The organism is Pannonibacter carbonis (assembly GCF_003012935.1).
Classification (GTDB): domain Bacteria; phylum Pseudomonadota; class Alphaproteobacteria; order Rhizobiales; family Stappiaceae; genus Pannonibacter; species Pannonibacter carbonis.
Map to the genome: position 1 here is coordinate 102,121 of NZ_PUDR01000003.1, position 17,826 is coordinate 119,946.

Below are 17,826 nucleotides of genomic sequence, written 5' to 3' on the forward strand. Positions count from 1 at the left end.
ATGCCACCCGCCACCGCCTGGCCTGACGCCGGGCGGCGGTGGTTCAGGAGCGCCTACTTCGCCAGACACCCCTTCAACGACCCGGCCATGTCGCGCAGGAGCTGCTCATAGAGGCCAGGGCCATTCGGCAATGAGGCGCCGAGGGGATCGAGGACGCCGGTGCCGACGGACGTGCCTTCGATCAGCATGCCGACCAGCTTCGGTTCGAACTGCGGTTCGGAGAAGACGCAGCCCGCCTTCAGCGATGTGATCTTGCTGCGCAGTTCGCTGACCCGCTCTGCACCGGGCATGACTTCAGGGCTCAGCGTGATCGAACCGGCGGCCTGGATGCCGAAGCGCTTCTCGAAATACTGGTAGGCATCGTGGAAAACGATGAAGGGCTTGCCCTTGACCGGCTCCAGCTCCTTTGTCAGCTCTGCCTCGAGCGCGGTCAGCCGTGCGGTGAGCGCTTCGGCATTGGCCTTGTACGTCGCTGCGTTGGCCGGATCGGCCTCGGTCAGGTGTTCTTCGATCTCGTGCACCATCGCGCGGGCATTGGCCGGATCGAGCCACAGGTGGGCGTCGAACGCGCCGTGCGCGTGTCCATGGTCATGGCTATGGCTATGGCTATGGTTGTGCCCGTGATCATGCCCGGCTTTTGCATCTTTGCTGCCGTGGGCATGGCCGCCCTCGCCATGGTCATGTTCGTCAAAGTCGCCGCCTTCGCGCACCGGAAGGAGGGTCAGGTCATGTGCCTGCGACAGCTCCACCACTTCGGCCTTTTCGCCGAGGGTCTTGATCGGCTTTTCGAGGAACGCTTCCAGTTCCGGACCTACCCAGAACACCAGATCCGCGCCAGCCAGCACCCGGGCCGTGGACGGCTTCAGGGCGAAGGTGTGCGGCGAGGCGGCGCCATCGACGATGATGTCCGGTTCGCCAACGCCCTGCATCACGGCGGCAACGAGGGAGTGAACCGGCTTGATCGACGCGACCACCTTGGGGGCCGCTGCCGCCTGCAGGCCAGAGAAAGGCAACAAGACGGCAGTCGTCGTCAGCAACGCTGCGAGGGAACGGAACGGCCGGTTGCGGCGCACGGTTGCGGGGGAGGGCGCACGGGTCATCTGACACTCCTTCAGAGTTGTAATGTTATAACAAGAATTGCGTTACCCTATAACGTGTGACATAAGCAAAGGCAATCCGCTGTTTTGCGGGATCAGGAATCGCGCGTTGCCAACATCCCCGAAATCTCTTGTTCGCCTGACCGGCGCAGGCGTCTTCAAGGACGAGCGCTGGCTTGTGCGCGGCGTTGATCTCTCGGTCTCTCCGGGCGAAATCGTCACGCTGATCGGACCTAATGGCTCAGGCAAATCCACCACGGCCAAGATGGCGCTGGGCATCCTGAAGCTGACCGAGGGATCTGCCGATCGCCTGGACGGCCTGCGGGTCGGCTACGTTCCGCAAAAGCTTGCGATCGACTGGACCCTGCCCCTGACCGTCGCTCGTTTCATGCGGCTGACCGGCCCGCTCGCTGAAGCGGACAGCCGGGCGGCGCTGCGCATGACGGGCGTCGAGCACCTGGGCAAGTCAGAGATGCGCAACCTTTCCGGCGGCGAGATGCAGCGTGTGCTGATTGCCCGCGCCATCGCTCGCAAACCGGATCTCCTTGTGCTGGACGAACCGGTCCAGGGTGTCGACTTCAATGGCGAGATTGTCCTCTACGACCTGATCAAGGCGGTGCGTGACGAGATCGGCTGCGGCATCCTGATGATCTCGCATGACCTGCACGTGGTGATGGCGGCCACCGACCAGGTGGTTTGCCTCAACGGGCATGTCTGCTGCCGTGGCACGCCGGTCAGCGTCGCGCGGTCAGCGGCCTACCGCGACCTGTTCGGCCCGCGCGCGGCCGGTGCGCTGGCGGTCTATGAGCACAGCCACGACCACGAGCATCTGCCCGATGGGCGCGTCCGGCATCAGGATGGTTCGGTGACGGACCATTGCCATCCGGGCGACGGGCACCATCACGATCATGCGCATGATCATGGCCATCACCATGACCACGATCATCATGACCACCACCACGGTCATGACCACCCGGCACGGCGCGGGGAGACCACGGATGCTCGATGATTTCTTCCTGCGTGCGATCCTGGCTGGAGTGGGGGTGGCCCTCGTTGCCGGGCCGCTGGGCTGCTTCATTGTCTGGCGTCGCATGGCCTATTTCGGCGACACGCTCTCCCATGCAGCCCTGCTCGGCGTGGCACTGGCGTTCCTGCTGGAAATCAACATCACGCTGGCGGTCTTTGCCGTCTGCACGATCATCTCGCTGCTGCTGCTGGCCTTGCAGAAGCGGGGCGGGCTGTCGTCCGACGCGCTGCTCGGGCTGCTCGCCCATTCCTCGCTGGCACTCGGCCTTGTCTGTCTCGCCTTCATGACCTGGGTGCGGATGGACCTGATGGGCTTCCTGTTCGGTGACATCCTGTCTGTGTCGCGGCTGGACATTGGTCTCATCTATGGCGGTGGGGCGGCGGTCCTTGGCGTGCTGGCGATGATCTGGCAGCCGTTGTTTGCCGCGACCGTCAGTGCGGATCTGGCCGAAGCCGAGGGGTTGAAACCGGCCCGTGCCAACCTGATCTTCATGGTGCTGATGGCCACCGTCATCGCCATCGCGATGAAGATCGTCGGCGTGTTGCTCATCACCGCGCTGCTGATCATCCCGGCAGCCACTGCCCGGCGGTTGGCGACGGGTCCGGAGCAGATGGCCGTGCTGGCGGCCATTGCGGGAGCGGTGGCCGTGCTGGCCGGCCTGTTCGGCTCGCTGGAATTCGATACACCCTCAGGGCCCTCCATCGTGGTGGCGGCAATGCTGCTTTTCGGTGTAAGCCTGACGCCGGTCGCGACAGGGATCGGAAGTCTCCTGCGGCGCATTGGCAAGGACGCCTGAACAGAGGAACGAGGACATGGCTGAGCACTCGCATGATCACGCGGCCTCCGGTCATGACGATGCCCCTGACCATGACCATGGTCACGATCACACGCATGACCATGGCAGCGCACCGGCCAAACTGACGCGCAACCAGACGCTGGTCTACGGCGCCCTGTCGCGGGCCGGTGGGCCGCTCACGGCCTACACGATCCTCGACCAACTGCGCGACGACGGCTTCCGCGCCCCGCTGCAGGTCTATCGGGCGCTGGAAAAGCTGGTCGAGTTCGGCATGGTGCACCGGCTGGAGAGCCTCAACGCCTTCGTCGCCTGCAGCCATCCGCAATGCGTCGACCACGAGACCATGGCCTTTGCCATCTGCGAGGCCTGCGGTTCTGTCAGCGAATTTGCCGATGCGGCGATCACGCGCCAGCTCAAGGGCTGGGCCGGCAACAATGGTTTTGCCCTGGCCAAGACCACCATCGAGCTGCGCGGCACCTGCCGCAGCTGCCAGGCGGCCGTCTGAACCGGCACGCAGCCTGCCGTAACGCGATCCGCATCCTTGCGACTTGACGTCCCTTTCCGTGCCTTGCCGCTGGTCACGGGCCGACAAGCGGCTATGCTCGCCTTCCAACGAAATGAGGAGGGAGCAATGGCGGTTCGACTGACCTTCTGTGGCGCAGCCCGCATGGTGACGGGCTCTTCCTACCTGCTGGACATCGCCGGGCAGCGCCTTCTCATCGATTGTGGCCTGTTCCAGGGCTCCAAGGCCGTGAAGGAGCTGAACTACCGGCCCTTTCCCTTTGCCGCCGACAGCCTCGACGCGGTGATCCTCACCCATGCCCACATCGATCATGCGGGGCTGATCCCGAAGCTCTGGAAGGCCGGCTATCGCGGGCCGGTGCACATGACCGAAGGCACCCGCGATCTCCTCACCTTCATGCTGCCGGACAGCGGCCACATCCAGGAAACGGAGGTCGAGAACCTCAACCGGCGCAACCTCAGGCGCGGCAAGGACACTGTGACCCCGATCTACAGCCAGACCGACGCCATCGCATGCCAGGCGATGTTTGCCGCCCATGACTATGACATCTGGCTTGACGTGTTGCCGGGTGTGCGGGCGCGGTTCTGGAATGCCGGGCATATCCTCGGCTCGGCCTCCGTCGAACTGGAGATCGCGGTCGCCCATGTGGACGACAGCCTTGATCCGTCCGCATCGCCGATGCGGCTCCTGTTCTCCGGCGACATCGGCCCGGACAACAAGGCGTTCCATCCGGATCCGGATGCGGTGAGCGGGGTGGATCATCTCATCTGCGAATCCACCTATGGCGGGCGCGAGCGGCCGCAGATCACTGAAGAGCAGCGCCTTTTGGTTCTCGCCGGCGAGGTGCGCCATGCGCTGGACCGGGGCGGCGTGCTGCTGATCCCGGCTTTTGCCGTCGAGCGCACGCAGGAGCTGATCGTCGACCTGATGCGCCTGATGGAAAGCGGCAGCATTGGCCATGTGCCGATCTTCCTGGACTCTCCGCTGGCCATCGCCGCGACCGAGGTCTTCAACCGGCACGCGGCGGATCTCGAGCAGTTGAGCACGCATCCGCATTTGCTCGACAACCGCTGGATCAGCCTGTGCGAGAGCGTGGAGGACAGCAAGGCGCTGAACCGGATTGCCAGCGGCGCGATCATCATCGCAGCCAGCGGCATGTGCGATGCCGGCCGCATCCGGCATCACCTGAAGAACCGTCTCTGGAAGCCGGCAACAACGGTACTTCTGGTCGGCTATCAGGCGCCGGGCACGCTGGGCGCGCAGCTGCTGGAAGGCCAGCGCAACGTGCGCCTGATGGGTGAGGAGATTACCGTGCGCGCCGACATCCGCTCGGTCGACATCTACTCCGGCCATGCCGCCCGCAGCGACCTGATCGAATGGATCCTCGAGCGGCGGCCGGTGCATGGCAGCCTGTTCCTGACCCACGGCGAGGAAAGCCAGGCGCTGGCGCTCTGCGAGAGCCTGGTGGCAAAGGGCTTTGCCGATGGCCATGTGGTCGTGCCGGCGCTGGATGCTATCTACGACCTGATGCCGGGCAGGGCGGTGCTCCGGCGCGACGGTCCGCCGCCGCGCGCGGAGGCCGGCATTGCCGAGCGGCGCGACTGGAGCGCCGACTATCCGCAGCTGCTCCTCGACATCCAGTCGGCCCTTGAAGGCGCGGCGGACGAGAAGAGCCGCTCGGTCCTCCTGCGCCGCCTCAGGCGGGCGTTGGATGAGGAAAAGGCTGGTTAGGCGGCGGCAGCCACCTCGGCAAAGAGATCGGCGATGCGTGGCCAGGCCGCGCCCGGGTGGTGGGCGGCGATGGCAAGGAATTCCTCGACGAAGGCCTCGCAGCCCGCATCGTGGTCGAGGTGATGGGTCAGGATGCCGAGCGGCTCGCCGCCGGTGTTGCGGCGGCGCAGGAACTGCAGCTCCAGCCGCTCGCTCACTGATGCCCAGCCAATGAAGCGGCGGTCCTTCTTCCACTTGATGATGTCGAGATGCGTCTGCACCTGCGCCGGGATCAGGGTCTCCCAGGTGAAGGTCGACAGGCCCTTCAGCCCTGCCTCCGCCAGCTGGCGAGCGACCGGCGGGGCGATCCGGTTCCAGGGCGGCACGAAGGCGGGCACGAAGGCCGCCGGGAACAGGGCCTCGAGCCTTTCGCGCCCGGCCACCAGCTCGGCAAAGGCGTCGCCCGGCGCGCGGCGGTCGCCGAACTCGGCTGCCTTTTCCCCCAGGTCCTTGCGCTGGTGGTTGAGATGCTGCCAGCCATGCTGCAGCACGACGGCATGGGGCTCGTTGCGCAGCCGGTCGGCGAGGGCCTCAGTCGCGGTCTTCGGGATCACGGCCAGCCCGACATCGACGTCGTGGGCGTTGGCCGCAGCAAGCAGCCGCTCCAGCGCCGGCGTCGGCGCGATGGCGTCATCGTCGCGCCACCAGAAGCGAACCTGGGTGCCGCGCTCGGCGAACCAGTCGAGATGGGCGATGAGATGCGCGCGAAAGGCGGCAAGTTCGGACGTCACCGGCGGATCTCCTCAAGATCGGTCAGGAGCTGGCGGGCGCTTTCGGCAGCGCCGTTCATGGCAACATCGGCTTGTGCGACGGGCCGCGACAGGGCGGCATCGACGGCGGCGGCCAGGCCCTGTGCAGTCAGTCCGGCTTCCGGCACCATGACCGCCCGGCCATGGCGGGCCAGCGCCTCGGCGCGCTGCGTCTGCTCGGTCTCGTCGCCCTGGGCAAAGGGCACCAGCACCGCCCGAACCCCGGCAGCCAGCACGTCGAGCACGGTGTTGTAGCCGGCCTGGCTCACCGACAGGCGCGCGCGGGGCAAGAGGCCCGGGAAATCGCGCCGCGCCCGCTCCACCAGAACTCCTGCGGAGGCGGCAGCAGCAAGCGCTGAAAACTCTGGATCCGGGAGGTCGTGGCCGACCAGCAGCCGCCAGCGGCAGTCGCCGGCCTGCTGCGAAAGTTCCCGCGCGCCAAGGGCGGCCTCAAGCAGGGCCCGCGCCACCGCGCCGCCACCGCAGGAGACAATCACCTCGTCCGCGCCGTCACCGGCCGGCGGTTCCGGCCGTGCCCCGCCACCGACATAGCCGGTGTAGCGCACCAGATGCGCGACCCGGTCGGCAAAGGGGAAACTGTCCTCAAGCCGCGTGAAGGCGGGATCGGAATGCACCAGCACCCGGTCATAGTGGGCGAGCGCCCGCTCTGCCATCCAGGCTTCCTTGGCGGGATCCTTCTTGCGCACGAGGATGTCGCGGATCGAGGCGGCGATCAGCGGCCGCCTTGGCAGCGCGCGGGCCGTCTCCAGCAGCGGCTCCAGCTCATGGGCAAATTGCCGCCGTCCGAAAGGGTAGGTCTCGGTGAGGAGCAGGTCGACGGGTTCAGTCAGGAAGGCCGCCAGCAACGCCTGCCGCCGTGTTTCCTCGAAGCCGGCGGGCAGGGGGCTGCCGTCCGGCGACACGAGCGTGCGGAAGCTGGCGTCTAGGGCGCGCACCGGCGGCAGCGCGATCACCTCAAGACCCGAGGTGTCCAGCGTCGGCGGCAGCAGGTTGCCGGTCGCAAGCCGCACCGCGACGCCCTCGCGGGCGAGCGCCTTGCCGATGGCCACCGCCCGCACTGCATGACCGGTGCCCAGCAGATGCTGCACATGGATGAAGGCACGACGGGTCATGAGGCGCGCGCTCCGGCCTTGCTGCGGGTGGCGATGGCCGCGTCCAGAAAGGCCGTCACCCTTGCGGCTCCAGCCTCCAGCGTGTGCCGTTCGCGGATGTGGCGGCTGGCGGCGACGCCCATCTGCAGGCGCAGGTCGGCATCCGAAAGAAGGCGCTGCAGGGCGGCTGCGAAGCCTTCGACGTCGCCTTCCGGCGCGAGCAGACCGGTCACCCCGTCCGCAACCACGTCCGGAACGCCGAACGTCGCCCCGCCGACAACCGGCAAGCCGCTGGCCTGCGCCTCAAGAAACACGAAGCCGAAGGCCTCGCGGATTGCCGGCCAGACGAAGAGGTCATGATCCGCATAGACCGCCGGCAGTTCCTCGGGGTGCAGCGCCCCCAGGAAGCTGCAGCGGTGCGGCGGAAACAGCGCCTCGATCTCCGCCCGCGCGGGGCCGTCGCCGACGATGGTGAGATGCCAGTCAAAAGCCGACACGTGGCGCAACGCCTCGGCCAGCACCCGATAGGAGCGCTCCTTGTCGCCATGCCGCATCATGCCGACGGCCAGCAGGCGCACAGCTGCTGTGCTGCTCGCATCCGGTTGAATCCGGTGCTGCGCCTGGAACGGCGCTGCATCCAGGAAAGGGAGCAAAAGATAAAGCCGATCCGAGGGCAGCGCGGCCGCAAGGCAGCCCATGTCGGCCCGGTGAATGGCCCCAACGGCATCGGCTCTGCCCAGAGCGGCGTCTGCAGCGGCAAATCCGAAGGCCCATTCGCCCGTTGCCCGCTTGGGCGCGCGGCTCGCTTCGATCACGGCATAAGGCATGTCGAAGGCGTTCGACAGGGCCGGCCCGATCCAGTCTGGCGCCTTGTGATAGAGGTGATAGCTCAGGAAGACGTCCGGCAGGTAGCCCTCCGCCCGCCACTCTGCCTCGACCCGTGCCGCCTCGGCCAGCGCTGCCGCCTTGGCCTCGGGCAGTTCGCTCCCCGCCTGGCGCCACGAGGCAAAGCGCGAGGCAATGCGGACACTGTGGCCGGCGGATTCAAGCGCGCGCACGATCAGCCGCGCAAAGGTCCTGTCACCGGACGGACGCGGATCGTCCAGCGGCTTCATCGGGGCGGTGAAGGCGATCCTGAGGCCACTCACAGCACGGGCCGGAACTTGGCGGCAAGCCGGTCGATGCCGGGCTCTGTCGAGAAGTCGCGCCGCACTTTGGCCGCCGCCGCCAGCCCAAGCGCGATGCGGCGGTCGGGATTGCCGATTAGCTCTGCCATGGCATCGGACAGTGCCTGCGGATTGCCGGGCTCGACGAGGACGCCTGTCTGCTGGTCGTCGATCAGCTCCGGGATGGCCGACACGCGCGTCGAAAGGCAGCACAGGCCCATGGACTGCGCCTCCATCAGCACGTTCGGCAGCCCGTCGCGGTCACCGCTTTTCGCCAGCTTTGATGGCAGGATGAAGAGATCGGCGCGGCGGCAGGTCTCGATCACCGCCTCGCGCGGCTGCGCCCCGCGCCAGACGATGCGGTCGCTGATGCCGAGCTTGCCGGCCATGTCCTTGAGACGGTTCGACAGCTCGCCGCCGCCGATATGGATGAACTGCCAGTTTAGACCCGCAGGCAGGCGCGCGAGCGCTTTCAGAAGGTCGTCATAGCCCTTCTTCTCGACCGCCCTGCCGACCGACACGAGCCGCACCGGCGAGCCCGTTCCGTCGCGCTTCTCCTCCGGAGCTGCCGGTGCGGGGAACGGCGAGAAATCGAGGCCATGGTAGACGAGTTCGACCTTGTCCGGCTCGGCGCTGAGGCTGCGCAGGTAGTCGACATTGGTCCGCGTGCAGGTGACACCCCAGGCCGCATCATCCAGCTTCGTGCGCAGATCCCACTCAGGGCTGGTCCAGATGTCCTTGGCATGGGCCGAGAAGGACCAGCGGCGGCCCGACAGATGTGCCGCATAGCGGGCGACCGAGCAGGGCGTGTGCAGATAGTGGGTGTGGATCCAGGTCACATCCTCGGGCAGCTCATGCGCGAAGACACAGGCCTGACCCCAGCGGCGATGCCGGCCGATGTTGTTCTCATGGGCCAGATCGGCTTCGAACAGTGCCCGGGCGGCAGCATAGTTCGGCTGCTTTTCGGCCCAGCGGCGCGCTCGCGCCACCCGCTTCGGGTCGTCCTTCAGGTATTCGGGCAGGTAGAGCACATCGGCCGTGATCTGCCGGTGCAGGTCGTGGATATAGGGGTCGTAGGGCTGGCGCAGGGCAACGATCAGCTGGCCGATGCAGCGCTTCTGCAGCCCGAGAATTTCCTGGGCAATGAAGGTCTCCGACAGGCGCGGATAGCCTTTGACGACAACGGCAATGCGGGACATGGCGCGCGCAGTTCCTTCAAAGCCCGGCGCGTCGAAGGACACGCGACCGGTCCGGCGCCGACAGGATCTGCCCGACCCGCTTTTCGATGACATCAAGGCCACCGAGCAGGTTGTCGATACCAGCAGCCGAGGGCGGGGCCGCATGCGGCAGCGCCGACAAGGCATCAAGCATCTGGTCGGGATCCGGATACTGCTCGATCGGCAGCACGGTCAGAAGGCCGGTCTCGGCCGCCCGGTCCGCGCGGATGGCCTGCTCGCGGCGCGGAATGACGCGTGGCACTAGCAGGGTCGGCTTGTCGAAGGACAGGATCTCGCAGAAGGTGTTGTAGCCACCCATGCCGACAATGGCGGTGGCTGCCTGCAGATAGGGCTCCATCTGCGGCGTGAAGCGCATGATGTGGACATCCCGCAGATGCTCGGCGCGGGTCATGAATTCGCTCACCGATGCGGCCGGCATGAACGGCCCCAAAACGATCAGTGCCGGAAACAGCGGCTTGGCATGGGATTCGTATGCCCGCATGACCCAGTCGACCATTTCCACCCCGTCGCCGCCGCCACCGGGCGTCACCAGAATGAAAGGCTCCTCGCCGAAGGGCAGCGGTTCGCTGAGCCTAGCGCCCTTGGGCATTTCACGGCGCAGGAAACCTGTGTACAGCAGCTTGTCATGCACGCTCTGCGGCAGATCGATGCCTGCCAGCGGATTGCACATGCCTTCCGGCCCATAGACCCAGATCTCGTCGTAGAGTTCCTCAAGCGCCGGGCGGACGTTCTTGCGGTCCCACTCCTGCTGCAGCACTTGCGGATCATCGAGAACGTCGCGCAGGCCGAGGATCAGCCGTGTTCCGGCCTTCTTGAGCTGCTCCAGCGTCGGCAGGACTTCACCGCGCAAGCCAAGCGGCTCCTTGTCGACGATGAAGATGTCCGGCTCGAACACCTGTGCCGTGTGCTCGATGATCGAGGAGCGGATTTCCAGCGTATGGTCGATGTTGAGATGCAGCGACAGCGAGGTATATTCCCCGTCGCGCAGCTTGATGACGCCGGGAATACGCACAAAATCCACGCGCGAGCGGAACTCGAAACTACCGATGATCGGAGAACCTGACAGAATCAGGACCGAAAGGGTGTCGAAGGAACCGACGAGCGCCTGAGCGATCGCGCGGCAGCGCCGAAGATGACCGAGCCCGAAGGAGTCGTGGCTGTAAATCAGGATGCGCGGCGATTCGGATCGCATGTTGCCCCGTTGCTGCCCCTGGGTCGTGTCACGAGGAACCTGCCTCGGGGCAACACCCAAACCTTGATAAATTTGCGGCCTTCCCGACCGTCTATCCCCTCTCTATGGCACATCCGGCGTTGCGAGTTAATACGCAACGTCTTACCACTACTGCGATGGCAAAAAGTGCCTGACTGGACCGGGATATGGAAAAAAGCCTCTTTCGCTTCATCTGGAGGTTCAGCGCCCGCCAGCAACTCCTGATCCTGTTCGTAACTGTCCTGTCTTATCCGGTCAGTTACATCCTGCTTGAGCTGCCGAAGCTGATCGTCAATGACGCGGTCCAGGGAGACGGGTTTCCCCGGGTCATCTTCGGTTTCGAGTTTGACCAGATCTCTTATCTGTTTCTGCTCTGCGTCGCGTTTCTGACACTGGTGATCGTCAGCAACGGCATCAAGCTTGGCATCAATGTCTACAAGGGCCGGCTTGGCGAGCGCATGTTGCGGCGTTTGCGCTTCGAGCTGTTCCAGCGCGTGCTGCGGTTCCGGCTGCCGCATTTTCGTAAAGTAAGTTCCGGCGAGATCATCCCGATGATCACGGCCGAGGTCGAGGATGTCGGTGGTTTTATCGGTGAAGCCTTCGCCCTGCCGGCCTATCAGGGCGGGTTGCTGGTCGTGCAGCTCGGCTTCATCTTCATGCAGGATCCGCTGCTGGGTCTTGCCGCAATCAGTTCCTATCCTGTCCAAGCCTATATCATTCCGAAACTGCAGCGGAAGGTTGTGCTGTTATCGCGCGAGCGGGTGAAGAACATCCGCATCGTTTCCGACAAGGTCGGCGAGGCGATCAGCGCAGTTCCGGAAATTCACGCCAACGACGCCTCGGCCTGGCACTCGGCCGACGTGGCAGATCGCCTCTATTCCAACTTCAAGATTCGTTATGAGATATACAACCGGAAGTATTTCATCAAATTCCTGAATAATTTCCTCAATCAGCTGACGCCGTTCTTTTTCTACATGATCGGTGGCTATCTTGTGATCGAGGGAAGTCTCAGCATTGGTGCCTTGCTGGCAGTCATTGCTGCCTACAAGGATCTTGCCGGGCCCTGGAAGGAACTGCTGGACTACTATCAGCTCGTCGCCGATGTGAATGTGAAATACCAGACTGTGGTCGAGAACTTCGATCCGGCGGACATCTATCCGGTTGAACGCCTCACCGGTGACGAGCGCGTCTCGCTGGATGGTGACGTGGTTCTGAACGGAGTGAGCTTCACCGGCGGTGTTGCCGGTCAGGAGGTGTTCAGTGCGTCACTCCATGTCCGCAAGGCAACGGCGGTGGCGGTTGTCGGGCCAGACGGGTCCGGGCGCGCCGAGATCCTGCAATTGGCTGCCGGTCTGCTCAGCCCTACCGCTGGCCGGGTGGAGATTGCCGGGCACGATCTGGAGCGCTTGACAGAATCCACCCTGGGCCGCGAGATCGCCTATGTCGGGTCCTCGGTGCATGTCTGGACCGGGACCATTCGCGATAACCTGTACTACGGTCTGCGCCATCGGCCGATGAGTGACGTTGAACGCACCGGATCGGCGGCAGATGAACGCAAGCGTGCCTTGCGCGAGGCCCGCGAAACCCGCAATCCGACCTTTGACATTCAAGCGATCTGGGAAGATCTGGGGGCTGCCGGGGCAGCATCCAGGGAGGAACTGGACGAACTGGCGCTGCAACTCCTGACCGTCGTCGGGCTTGATGCAGACATCTACCGTCTTGGCTTGCAGTCCCGCTTTGATCCCTCGATGGACGACCGGTTTGCCGACAGGATCCTGGCAGTGCGCCGCAAGCTCGCGGACCGGATTGCTTCGGATCCAAAGCTCGCCGGCCTTGTCGAAATGTGGGACGCGAATGCCTTCAATCAAAGCGCTACCCTGGCCGAAAACCTCTTCTTCGCGGTGCCGACCGACCCGGCCGTGACCATGGACCTGATGCCGGGACAGCCGGCGGTCCTCGCTTTCCTGAGCCGCACGGGCCTCAACGCAGATCTCCAGGCCATCGGTCTCAAGATCGCCGAGACGATGGTGGAACTCTTCGCCAATATTTCCAGCGATTCCGGGCTGCTGGGGACCTATTCCTTCATCACGCAGGACGACCTGCCGGAGTTTGACCGGATCGTCAGGCAGGCCAAGTCAGCCAATCAGAAGGTGGGCCTGTCCGAGGCCGACAGGGAACGGCTGATCGCGCTCGCCTTCAAGCTGATCCCGGCGCGTCACCGCCTCGGTGTGCTGGACGACGCCATGCGCGCCCGTATCATTGCGGCGCGGGCGGACTTCCGCAAGCAGGTGGTCGACGGCAACCCTGCCTACACGCCGGTTGATCCGGATGCCTACCTGCCGCCGCTGCATATCGAGGACAATCTCCTGTTCGGTCGCGCCCGCGTCGACCGGCGGGATGCCCGTCAGCGCATCGATGCCGTCATCCGGACCGTTGTCGAGGAAGAGGAACTGCGTGAGCCGATCATCTTCACCGGCTTCGGATACCATGTCGGTGTCAGCGGTTCGAAGCTGTCCGCGCACCAGCGGCGCAAGCTGGCTCTTGTGCGCGCGCTGCTGAAGAATGCTGCTGTCACAATTCTGGACGATGTTGCCGCTGGCAGCGGGGATGATGACATGGCGCTGCGTCGCCGTCTCATGATCCTTCTCGAAGGGCGTACCGTGCTGTTCGGAACACCGCATTTGAACGTTGCCGGAGAGTTCGAGCATAGTGTTGAATTGGATCAGGGTCGTGTCGTCCGGGTGGACGGGGTTGACCCGGCGGCCGGGCAAAAAGACCAGCAGTAAGCCGGTCCGGCTGCGGACATCAGGAGGATATCGTGTCTCTGGAAGTTGAAGTCGACGCCTTGCGGAAAGTGCCGCTGTTTCGCGGGATCGATGAAACCAAGCTGCGGCTGCTGGCGTTCATCAGTGACCGCATGCAGTACCAGACCGGCGAACATCTGTGCGAACAGGGGGAGGAGGGCGACACCGCCTTCATCATCCTGAAGGGCGAAGCCGATGTCCGCGTCCACACCCGCGATGGCGACCGTTCGGTTGCGACCGTGCGCGAGCATTCGATCGTCGGCGAGATTGCGATCCTGTGCGATGTGCCGCGCACCGCGACGCTGGTTGCCAGAACCGATATGGATGTGCTCACAGTGACCAAGGATGATTTCCTGAAACTTCTGAAAGAATTTCCGGATATGTCTTTGGAAGTGATGCGCACTCTGGCGCAGCGTCTCGAGCGCACCACGCGTGATCTGGCTACTGCCCGGTCCGGCGGGGCGGACGCATGAGGGAGAGGCCTTTTGGCGGATGATTTCTGGCTCCGGTGCTGGGGCGTGCGCGGATCGACACCGACACCAGGCGTGGACACTCTGCGCTATGGCGGCGAGACGACCTGCTTTGAGATCCGGGCCGGTGACGCCCTGGTTCTGGTCGATTGCGGTTCGGGTGCGCGCAACCTCGGGGGCTTGCTGGTGTCAGAGGGGCCGCGGCACTTCGATCTGCTGTTCACCCACACCCATCTCGACCATATCTGCGGCCTGCCGTTCTTCAAGCCAGCCTATGACCCGCGCTTCACGATCAACGCCTGGGCCGGACATTTTCTCGATGAGACCGATCTGGTCGACATCATTTGCCGCATCATGTCGCCGCCGATCTTCCCGGTTGCTGCAACCACGCTGAAGGCCGTGACCTTCCGCACATTCAAGGCCGGCAGCGCGATTGACCGCAGTGATGGACTGTCGATCCGGACGATTCGCCTGAATCATCCCGGTGGTGCCTGTGGCTATCGCTTCACATATGGTGGTCGCTCGATATGCATCATCACCGACCATGAACACGGCGATCCGGAAATCGACGCGGCGCTGATCGACTTCGTCGCAGGCGCCGAGGTGATGATCTATGACGCGATGTTCACCGATGCCGAATACGAGACTTATCGTGGCTGGGGGCATTCGACCTGGCAGAAGGCGGTCGAACTGGCCACACGGGCCGGGGTTCGCACGCCCGTGCTGTTCCACCATGATCCCCGCCGCAGCGACGATGAACTCGACGAGATCGGCATGGCAGCAGAGGCCGCCCACCCGGGGACGTTGGTGGCCAGCGAGGGCATGATCCTGCGGCCCTAGGTGTGCCGCTGATTTCGATAACGCTGGTTCACCTTTCAAGACCCCGGCAAGACATCCGTTGCGGTGACCCATCTGCTTGCGGCAACGTTACGTCATGATCGTGTCCGCATATGCCCCGGACGCCGCGCCCGGCTTGCTGCCAAACCGCGTTCGATCTTCGTTGGAGACTGGACAATGGCAGGACAACCGGACAGACGCGGTCACGCAGGCAAGCTGCCGTTTGGCCTGTTCGGCCATCAGTCGCTGGCAGCGCTTCCCGCCCGGGTGCGCGAGGAAGTGCGGCGCCGCGAAATCGAGGCAGAGCGGCTGATCAGCTGGGTCCAGCTCTCGATCGTGCTGCTGTTTTCCCTGCTCTATGCCATCGCTCCGAGGGCCGAGGGCGCTGATGGCACCAATTTCGTTCCCGGGATCCTTGCCGCCTATTTCGTGTTCACGCTGGTCCGGCTGCTCCTGTCCTACCGGATCGAACTGCCCCAGTGGTATCTCTTCGTGTCGATTGCAGTCGACATCGGCTTGCTGGTCGGCCTGATCTTCTCGTTCCACATCCAGTACGCGCAGCCGGCGACCTTTTATCTCAAGGTCCCGACCCTGATGTATGTCTTCATCTTCATCGGGCTGCGGGCGCTGCGCTTCGATCCCCGCTTTGTCATCGTCTCTGGCCTGGCTGCAGCTGCCGGATGGGTGGGAATGGTCGCCTATGCCATCACTGGCGACGATGGCCGGATGCGCATCACCCGAAACTACGTCGAGTATCTGACGGGCAACTCTGTGCTGCTCGGGGCAGAATTCGACAAGATCCTGGTCATCCTGACCGTGACGGGCCTGCTGGCCGCCGCGCTTTACCGGGGGCGGGGGCTGCTGGTGACCGGCATGCGCGAGCAGGGCGCGGCCAATGACCTGCGGCGCTTTTTCGCGCCGGAGGTTGCCACATCGATCACTTCGTCCGATGCCAGTCTTGTTGCCGGGCAAGGCGTCCTGCGCGATGCGGCGATCCTGTACGTCGACGTGCGCGGCTTCACCCGTCAGGCCGCCAGCCTGCCGCCGCAAACCGTGATGCAGGTTCTGGCCTGCTACCAGAAGACCGCCGTCGATGTGATTGAGGCCCATGGCGGCAGCGTCGACAAGTTCCTCGGCGATGGCATCCTCGCAACGTTCGGGGCCTTGTCCCCGTCTTCAACCTACGCAGCCGATGCAACGATGGCGGCCATTGAGGTGGTTGCGCGGCTCCACGCCGATGCGGTCCGCATTTCCAGCCTCGGCTGGCCGGGGAGTTTTCAGGTTGGCACAGCCTTCTGTTGCGGTCAGGTGGCCGTCGGGTTGGTGGGGGGGCAAGACCGGCTCGAGTTCACCGTGATCGGCGATGCCGTGAACCGTGCCGCCAAGCTGGAGAATGCCAACAAGGCCGAAGGCTGCAGTGTTCTCACGGACCTTGCCAGTTACGAGCTCGCCTGCGCCCAGGGCTATGCCGGCGCGCAGGGGGCACTGCGTCCGGCGACCTCCGTTGCCGGTCTCGACAGGCCCGTCGATCTGGTGGTTCTTGGCTGAACTGTCCTGGTTGCGCCGCCGCGCCTCTCACCCCTTTGGCTGGGACTGGTCGGGGCACGTCAAGCTGTCCCGTGCTTGACCCGGCAGCACTTTGGACGCAAAGTTCGCTCCAGATGACGTTTTCGTCAATCAGTCTGATGAAAAGTAAATTAAATCATCGACTTGAAGAAGAGTTTGATCAAGGGAGAGCGCAATGCAACTGTCCGCGCAGATTTCGGCCGTCGTTACCGGTGGTGCCTCGGGGCTCGGGGCGGCGACCGCCCGCATGCTGGCAGCCAGCGGCGTCAAGGTGGCCTTGTTCGACCGCAATGCTGAGCAGGGCGTGGCTGTCGCTTCGGAAATCGGCGGACTGTTCGTCGATGTGGACGTGACCAGCGAGGACAGTGTTGTCGCGGGCTTTGCCAAGGCACGCGCCGCCCATGGCCCGGAACGCATCCTGGTCAACTGCGCCGGCATTGCCCCTGCCGCCAAGACCACCTCGCGCGGTGAGCCGCATTCGCTCGCCCTGTTCGAGAAGGTGATCGCGGTCAATCTCGTCGGCTCGTTCCGCTGCATTGCCCATGCGGCCACATCCATGTCGGCGCTGGACCCGGTGACAGCGGACGGCGAGCGCGGCGTCATCGTCTCGACCGCCTCGGTTGCCGCCTTTGATGGCCAGATTGGCCAGGTCGCCTATGCCGCCTCCAAGGCGGGCATTGCCGGCATGACGTTGCCGATTGCGCGCGACCTGTCGAAATCCGGCATCCGCGTCATGACCATCGCCCCCGGCATTTTCGAGACACCGATGCTGCTCGGCTTGCCTGAGGACGTGCAGAAGTCATTGGGCGATCAGGTGCCTTTCCCCTCGCGTCTCGGCAAGGCGACAGAATACGCACAACTGGTCCTTGCCATCGTCGAGAACGGCATGCTCAACGGCGAAACCATCCGCCTCGACGGCGCCATCCGCATGGCGCCGCGGTAACTTTCTGGCTGTCATAAAAACAACATGGCCCGCTGCCGAGAGGAACGGCAACGGGCCTTGAATTGGGGAATGCGCGGTCTGCGGCAGAGCGCGACCCTCGGGGATTATTTCATCGAGCCGTCAGCGTTATACTGCGCGAGATAAGCGATGACGTCCTTTAGTTCGTCTTCCTTCTTCAGGCCGACGAAAGCCATCTTGTTCTTCGGAACAAAGTTCTTGGGATCGGCGAGATAGCCGGACAGGGTGGCCTCGTCCCAGACCTTGCCGGCGCCGAACTCGGTCATGGCGGGGGAATATTTGAAGCCTTCGACAGAAGCGACCGCCCGGCCGACAATGCCGTTCATCTCCGGTCCAACCTTGTTTTTGGCGCCCGCGCCAACGTCATGGCAGGCGGCGCATTTCTTGAAGACTTTTTCGCCCTTGGCGACATCGCCTTCAGCCAAGGCAACCGTGGTGAGGGCCAGCAGGGCTGCGCCTGCTGCAATGCTCAGTTTCATCATGTTCTCTCTCCCTCCTGC

The 17,826-nt window shown here is 64.3% G+C and carries 16 protein-coding genes; 9 read left to right on the top strand and 7 right to left on the bottom strand.

Translation table 11 applies throughout. The features are described 5' to 3' along the window. Positions 1-53: 53 nt before the first annotated feature. On the bottom strand, positions 54-1,100 hold the full coding sequence (gene znuA / locus C8348_RS04730) for a zinc ABC transporter substrate-binding protein ZnuA (RefSeq protein WP_106752136.1): 1,047 nt from the start codon (positions 1,098-1,100) through the stop codon (positions 54-56). A 106-nt stretch (positions 1,101-1,206) separates the two neighbouring features. On the opposite strand from znuA, the gene C8348_RS04735 reads away from it, so the two are divergent. From C8348_RS04735 to C8348_RS04750, 4 genes are all read left to right on the top strand, one after another. After that, positions 1,207-2,106, top strand: a complete 900-nt coding sequence (locus C8348_RS04735; RefSeq protein ID WP_198646934.1) for an ATP-binding cassette domain-containing protein — start codon at positions 1,207-1,209, stop codon at positions 2,104-2,106. Beyond that, on the top strand, positions 2,096-2,920 hold the full coding sequence (locus C8348_RS04740) for a metal ABC transporter permease (RefSeq protein WP_106752137.1): 825 nt from the start codon (positions 2,096-2,098) through the stop codon (positions 2,918-2,920). The genes C8348_RS04735 and C8348_RS04740 overlap by 11 nt, the downstream gene beginning before the upstream one ends. Positions 2,921-2,936: 16 nt before the next feature. Further along, complete coding sequence (locus C8348_RS04745; protein WP_106752138.1) at positions 2,937-3,425, top strand: Fur family transcriptional regulator; 489 nt, start codon at positions 2,937-2,939, stop codon at positions 3,423-3,425. Between the two features lie 126 nt (positions 3,426-3,551). Next, entirely contained in the window at positions 3,552-5,174 is a 1,623-nt protein-coding gene (locus C8348_RS04750) for an MBL fold metallo-hydrolase RNA specificity domain-containing protein (protein WP_106752139.1), read from the top strand. On the opposite strand, the gene C8348_RS04755 is transcribed toward C8348_RS04750, so the two are convergent. From C8348_RS04755 to C8348_RS04775, 5 genes are read right to left on the bottom strand one after another with little or no spacing between them, the layout of a single operon-like run. Next, positions 5,171-5,944: a polysaccharide deacetylase family protein gene (locus tag C8348_RS04755; protein WP_106752140.1), complete on the bottom strand. Its 774-nt coding sequence runs from the start codon at positions 5,942-5,944 to the stop codon at positions 5,171-5,173. The two genes, C8348_RS04750 and C8348_RS04755, sit on opposite strands and share 4 nt — an antisense overlap. Beyond that, positions 5,941-7,095, bottom strand: coding sequence for a glycosyltransferase family protein (locus C8348_RS04760; RefSeq protein WP_106752141.1), 1,155 nt, complete (start codon positions 7,093-7,095; stop codon positions 5,941-5,943). Before C8348_RS04760 ends, C8348_RS04755 begins: the two co-directional genes overlap by 4 nt. Continuing rightward, positions 7,092-8,222 (bottom strand): glycosyltransferase family 4 protein, encoded by a 1,131-nt coding sequence (locus C8348_RS04765; RefSeq protein WP_208983553.1) that lies wholly within the window; start codon positions 8,220-8,222, stop codon positions 7,092-7,094. The genes C8348_RS04760 and C8348_RS04765 overlap by 4 nt, the downstream gene beginning before the upstream one ends. Then, on the bottom strand, positions 8,219-9,439 hold the full coding sequence (locus C8348_RS04770) for a glycosyltransferase family 4 protein (protein ID WP_106752421.1): 1,221 nt from the start codon (positions 9,437-9,439) through the stop codon (positions 8,219-8,221). Before C8348_RS04770 ends, C8348_RS04765 begins: the two co-directional genes overlap by 4 nt. A gap of 16 nt (positions 9,440-9,455) precedes the next feature. Further along, positions 9,456-10,670 (bottom strand): glycosyltransferase family protein, encoded by a 1,215-nt coding sequence (locus C8348_RS04775; protein ID WP_106752143.1) that lies wholly within the window; start codon positions 10,668-10,670, stop codon positions 9,456-9,458. A 185-nt stretch (positions 10,671-10,855) separates the two neighbouring features. On the opposite strand from C8348_RS04775, the gene C8348_RS04780 reads away from it, so the two are divergent. The 5 genes from C8348_RS04780 (at position 10,856) to C8348_RS04800 (ending at position 17,308) form a co-directional block, all read left to right on the top strand. Continuing rightward, the gene (locus C8348_RS04780) at positions 10,856-13,474 is read left to right on the top strand and encodes an ATP-binding cassette domain-containing protein (RefSeq protein WP_106752144.1); all 2,619 of its coding nucleotides are present in this window, start codon (positions 10,856-10,858) and stop codon (positions 13,472-13,474) included. A 32-nt stretch (positions 13,475-13,506) separates the two neighbouring features. Then, positions 13,507-13,965 carry a cyclic nucleotide-binding domain-containing protein gene (locus C8348_RS04785; RefSeq protein WP_106752145.1) on the top strand — a complete coding sequence of 153 codons (459 nt, stop codon included), beginning with the start codon at positions 13,507-13,509 and terminating at the stop codon, positions 13,963-13,965. Between the two features lie 72 nt (positions 13,966-14,037). Beyond that, a complete protein-coding gene (locus C8348_RS04790) occupies positions 14,038-14,802 on the top strand; it encodes an MBL fold metallo-hydrolase (RefSeq protein WP_341871588.1) in 765 nt (254 codons plus the stop codon). A 174-nt stretch (positions 14,803-14,976) separates the two neighbouring features. Further along, positions 14,977-16,347 (top strand): adenylate/guanylate cyclase domain-containing protein, encoded by a 1,371-nt coding sequence (locus C8348_RS04795; RefSeq protein WP_106752147.1) that lies wholly within the window; start codon positions 14,977-14,979, stop codon positions 16,345-16,347. A 193-nt stretch (positions 16,348-16,540) separates the two neighbouring features. Then, on the top strand, positions 16,541-17,308 hold the full coding sequence (locus C8348_RS04800) for an SDR family NAD(P)-dependent oxidoreductase (protein WP_106752148.1): 768 nt from the start codon (positions 16,541-16,543) through the stop codon (positions 17,306-17,308). 104 nt (positions 17,309-17,412) lie between these two features. Here the strand turns inward: C8348_RS04800 and C8348_RS04805 are convergent, their stop codons facing one another. Next, positions 17,413-17,805, bottom strand: coding sequence for a c-type cytochrome (locus C8348_RS04805; RefSeq protein ID WP_208983591.1), 393 nt, complete (start codon positions 17,803-17,805; stop codon positions 17,413-17,415). Positions 17,806-17,826 lie beyond the last annotated feature (21 nt).

What these genes read in the sequence shown, in the direction of transcription:
- C8348_RS04745 (WP_106752138.1), top strand. Translation starts at nt 2,937, where the DNA reads ATGGCTGAGCACTCGCATGATCACGCGGCCTCCGGTCATGACGATGCC.
- C8348_RS04740 (WP_106752137.1), top strand. Translation starts at nt 2,096, where the DNA reads ATGCTCGATGATTTCTTCCTGCGTGCGATCCTGGCTGGAGTGGGGGTG.
- C8348_RS04750 (WP_106752139.1), top strand. Translation starts at nt 3,552, where the DNA reads ATGGCGGTTCGACTGACCTTCTGTGGCGCAGCCCGCATGGTGACGGGC.
- C8348_RS04780 (WP_106752144.1), top strand. Translation starts at nt 10,856, where the DNA reads ATGGAAAAAAGCCTCTTTCGCTTCATCTGGAGGTTCAGCGCCCGCCAG.
- C8348_RS04760 (WP_106752141.1), bottom strand. Translation starts at nt 7,095, where the DNA reads ATGACCCGTCGTGCCTTCATCCATGTGCAGCATCTGCTGGGCACCGGT.
- znuA (WP_106752136.1), bottom strand. Translation starts at nt 1,100, where the DNA reads ATGACCCGTGCGCCCTCCCCCGCAACCGTGCGCCGCAACCGGCCGTTC.
- C8348_RS04805 (WP_208983591.1), bottom strand. Translation starts at nt 17,805, where the DNA reads ATGAAACTGAGCATTGCAGCAGGCGCAGCCCTGCTGGCCCTCACCACG.
- C8348_RS04795 (WP_106752147.1), top strand. Translation starts at nt 14,977, where the DNA reads ATGGCAGGACAACCGGACAGACGCGGTCACGCAGGCAAGCTGCCGTTT.
- C8348_RS04800 (WP_106752148.1), top strand. Translation starts at nt 16,541, where the DNA reads ATGCAACTGTCCGCGCAGATTTCGGCCGTCGTTACCGGTGGTGCCTCG.
- C8348_RS04775 (WP_106752143.1), bottom strand. Translation starts at nt 10,670, where the DNA reads ATGCGATCCGAATCGCCGCGCATCCTGATTTACAGCCACGACTCCTTC.
- C8348_RS04770 (WP_106752421.1), bottom strand. Translation starts at nt 9,439, where the DNA reads ATGTCCCGCATTGCCGTTGTCGTCAAAGGCTATCCGCGCCTGTCGGAG.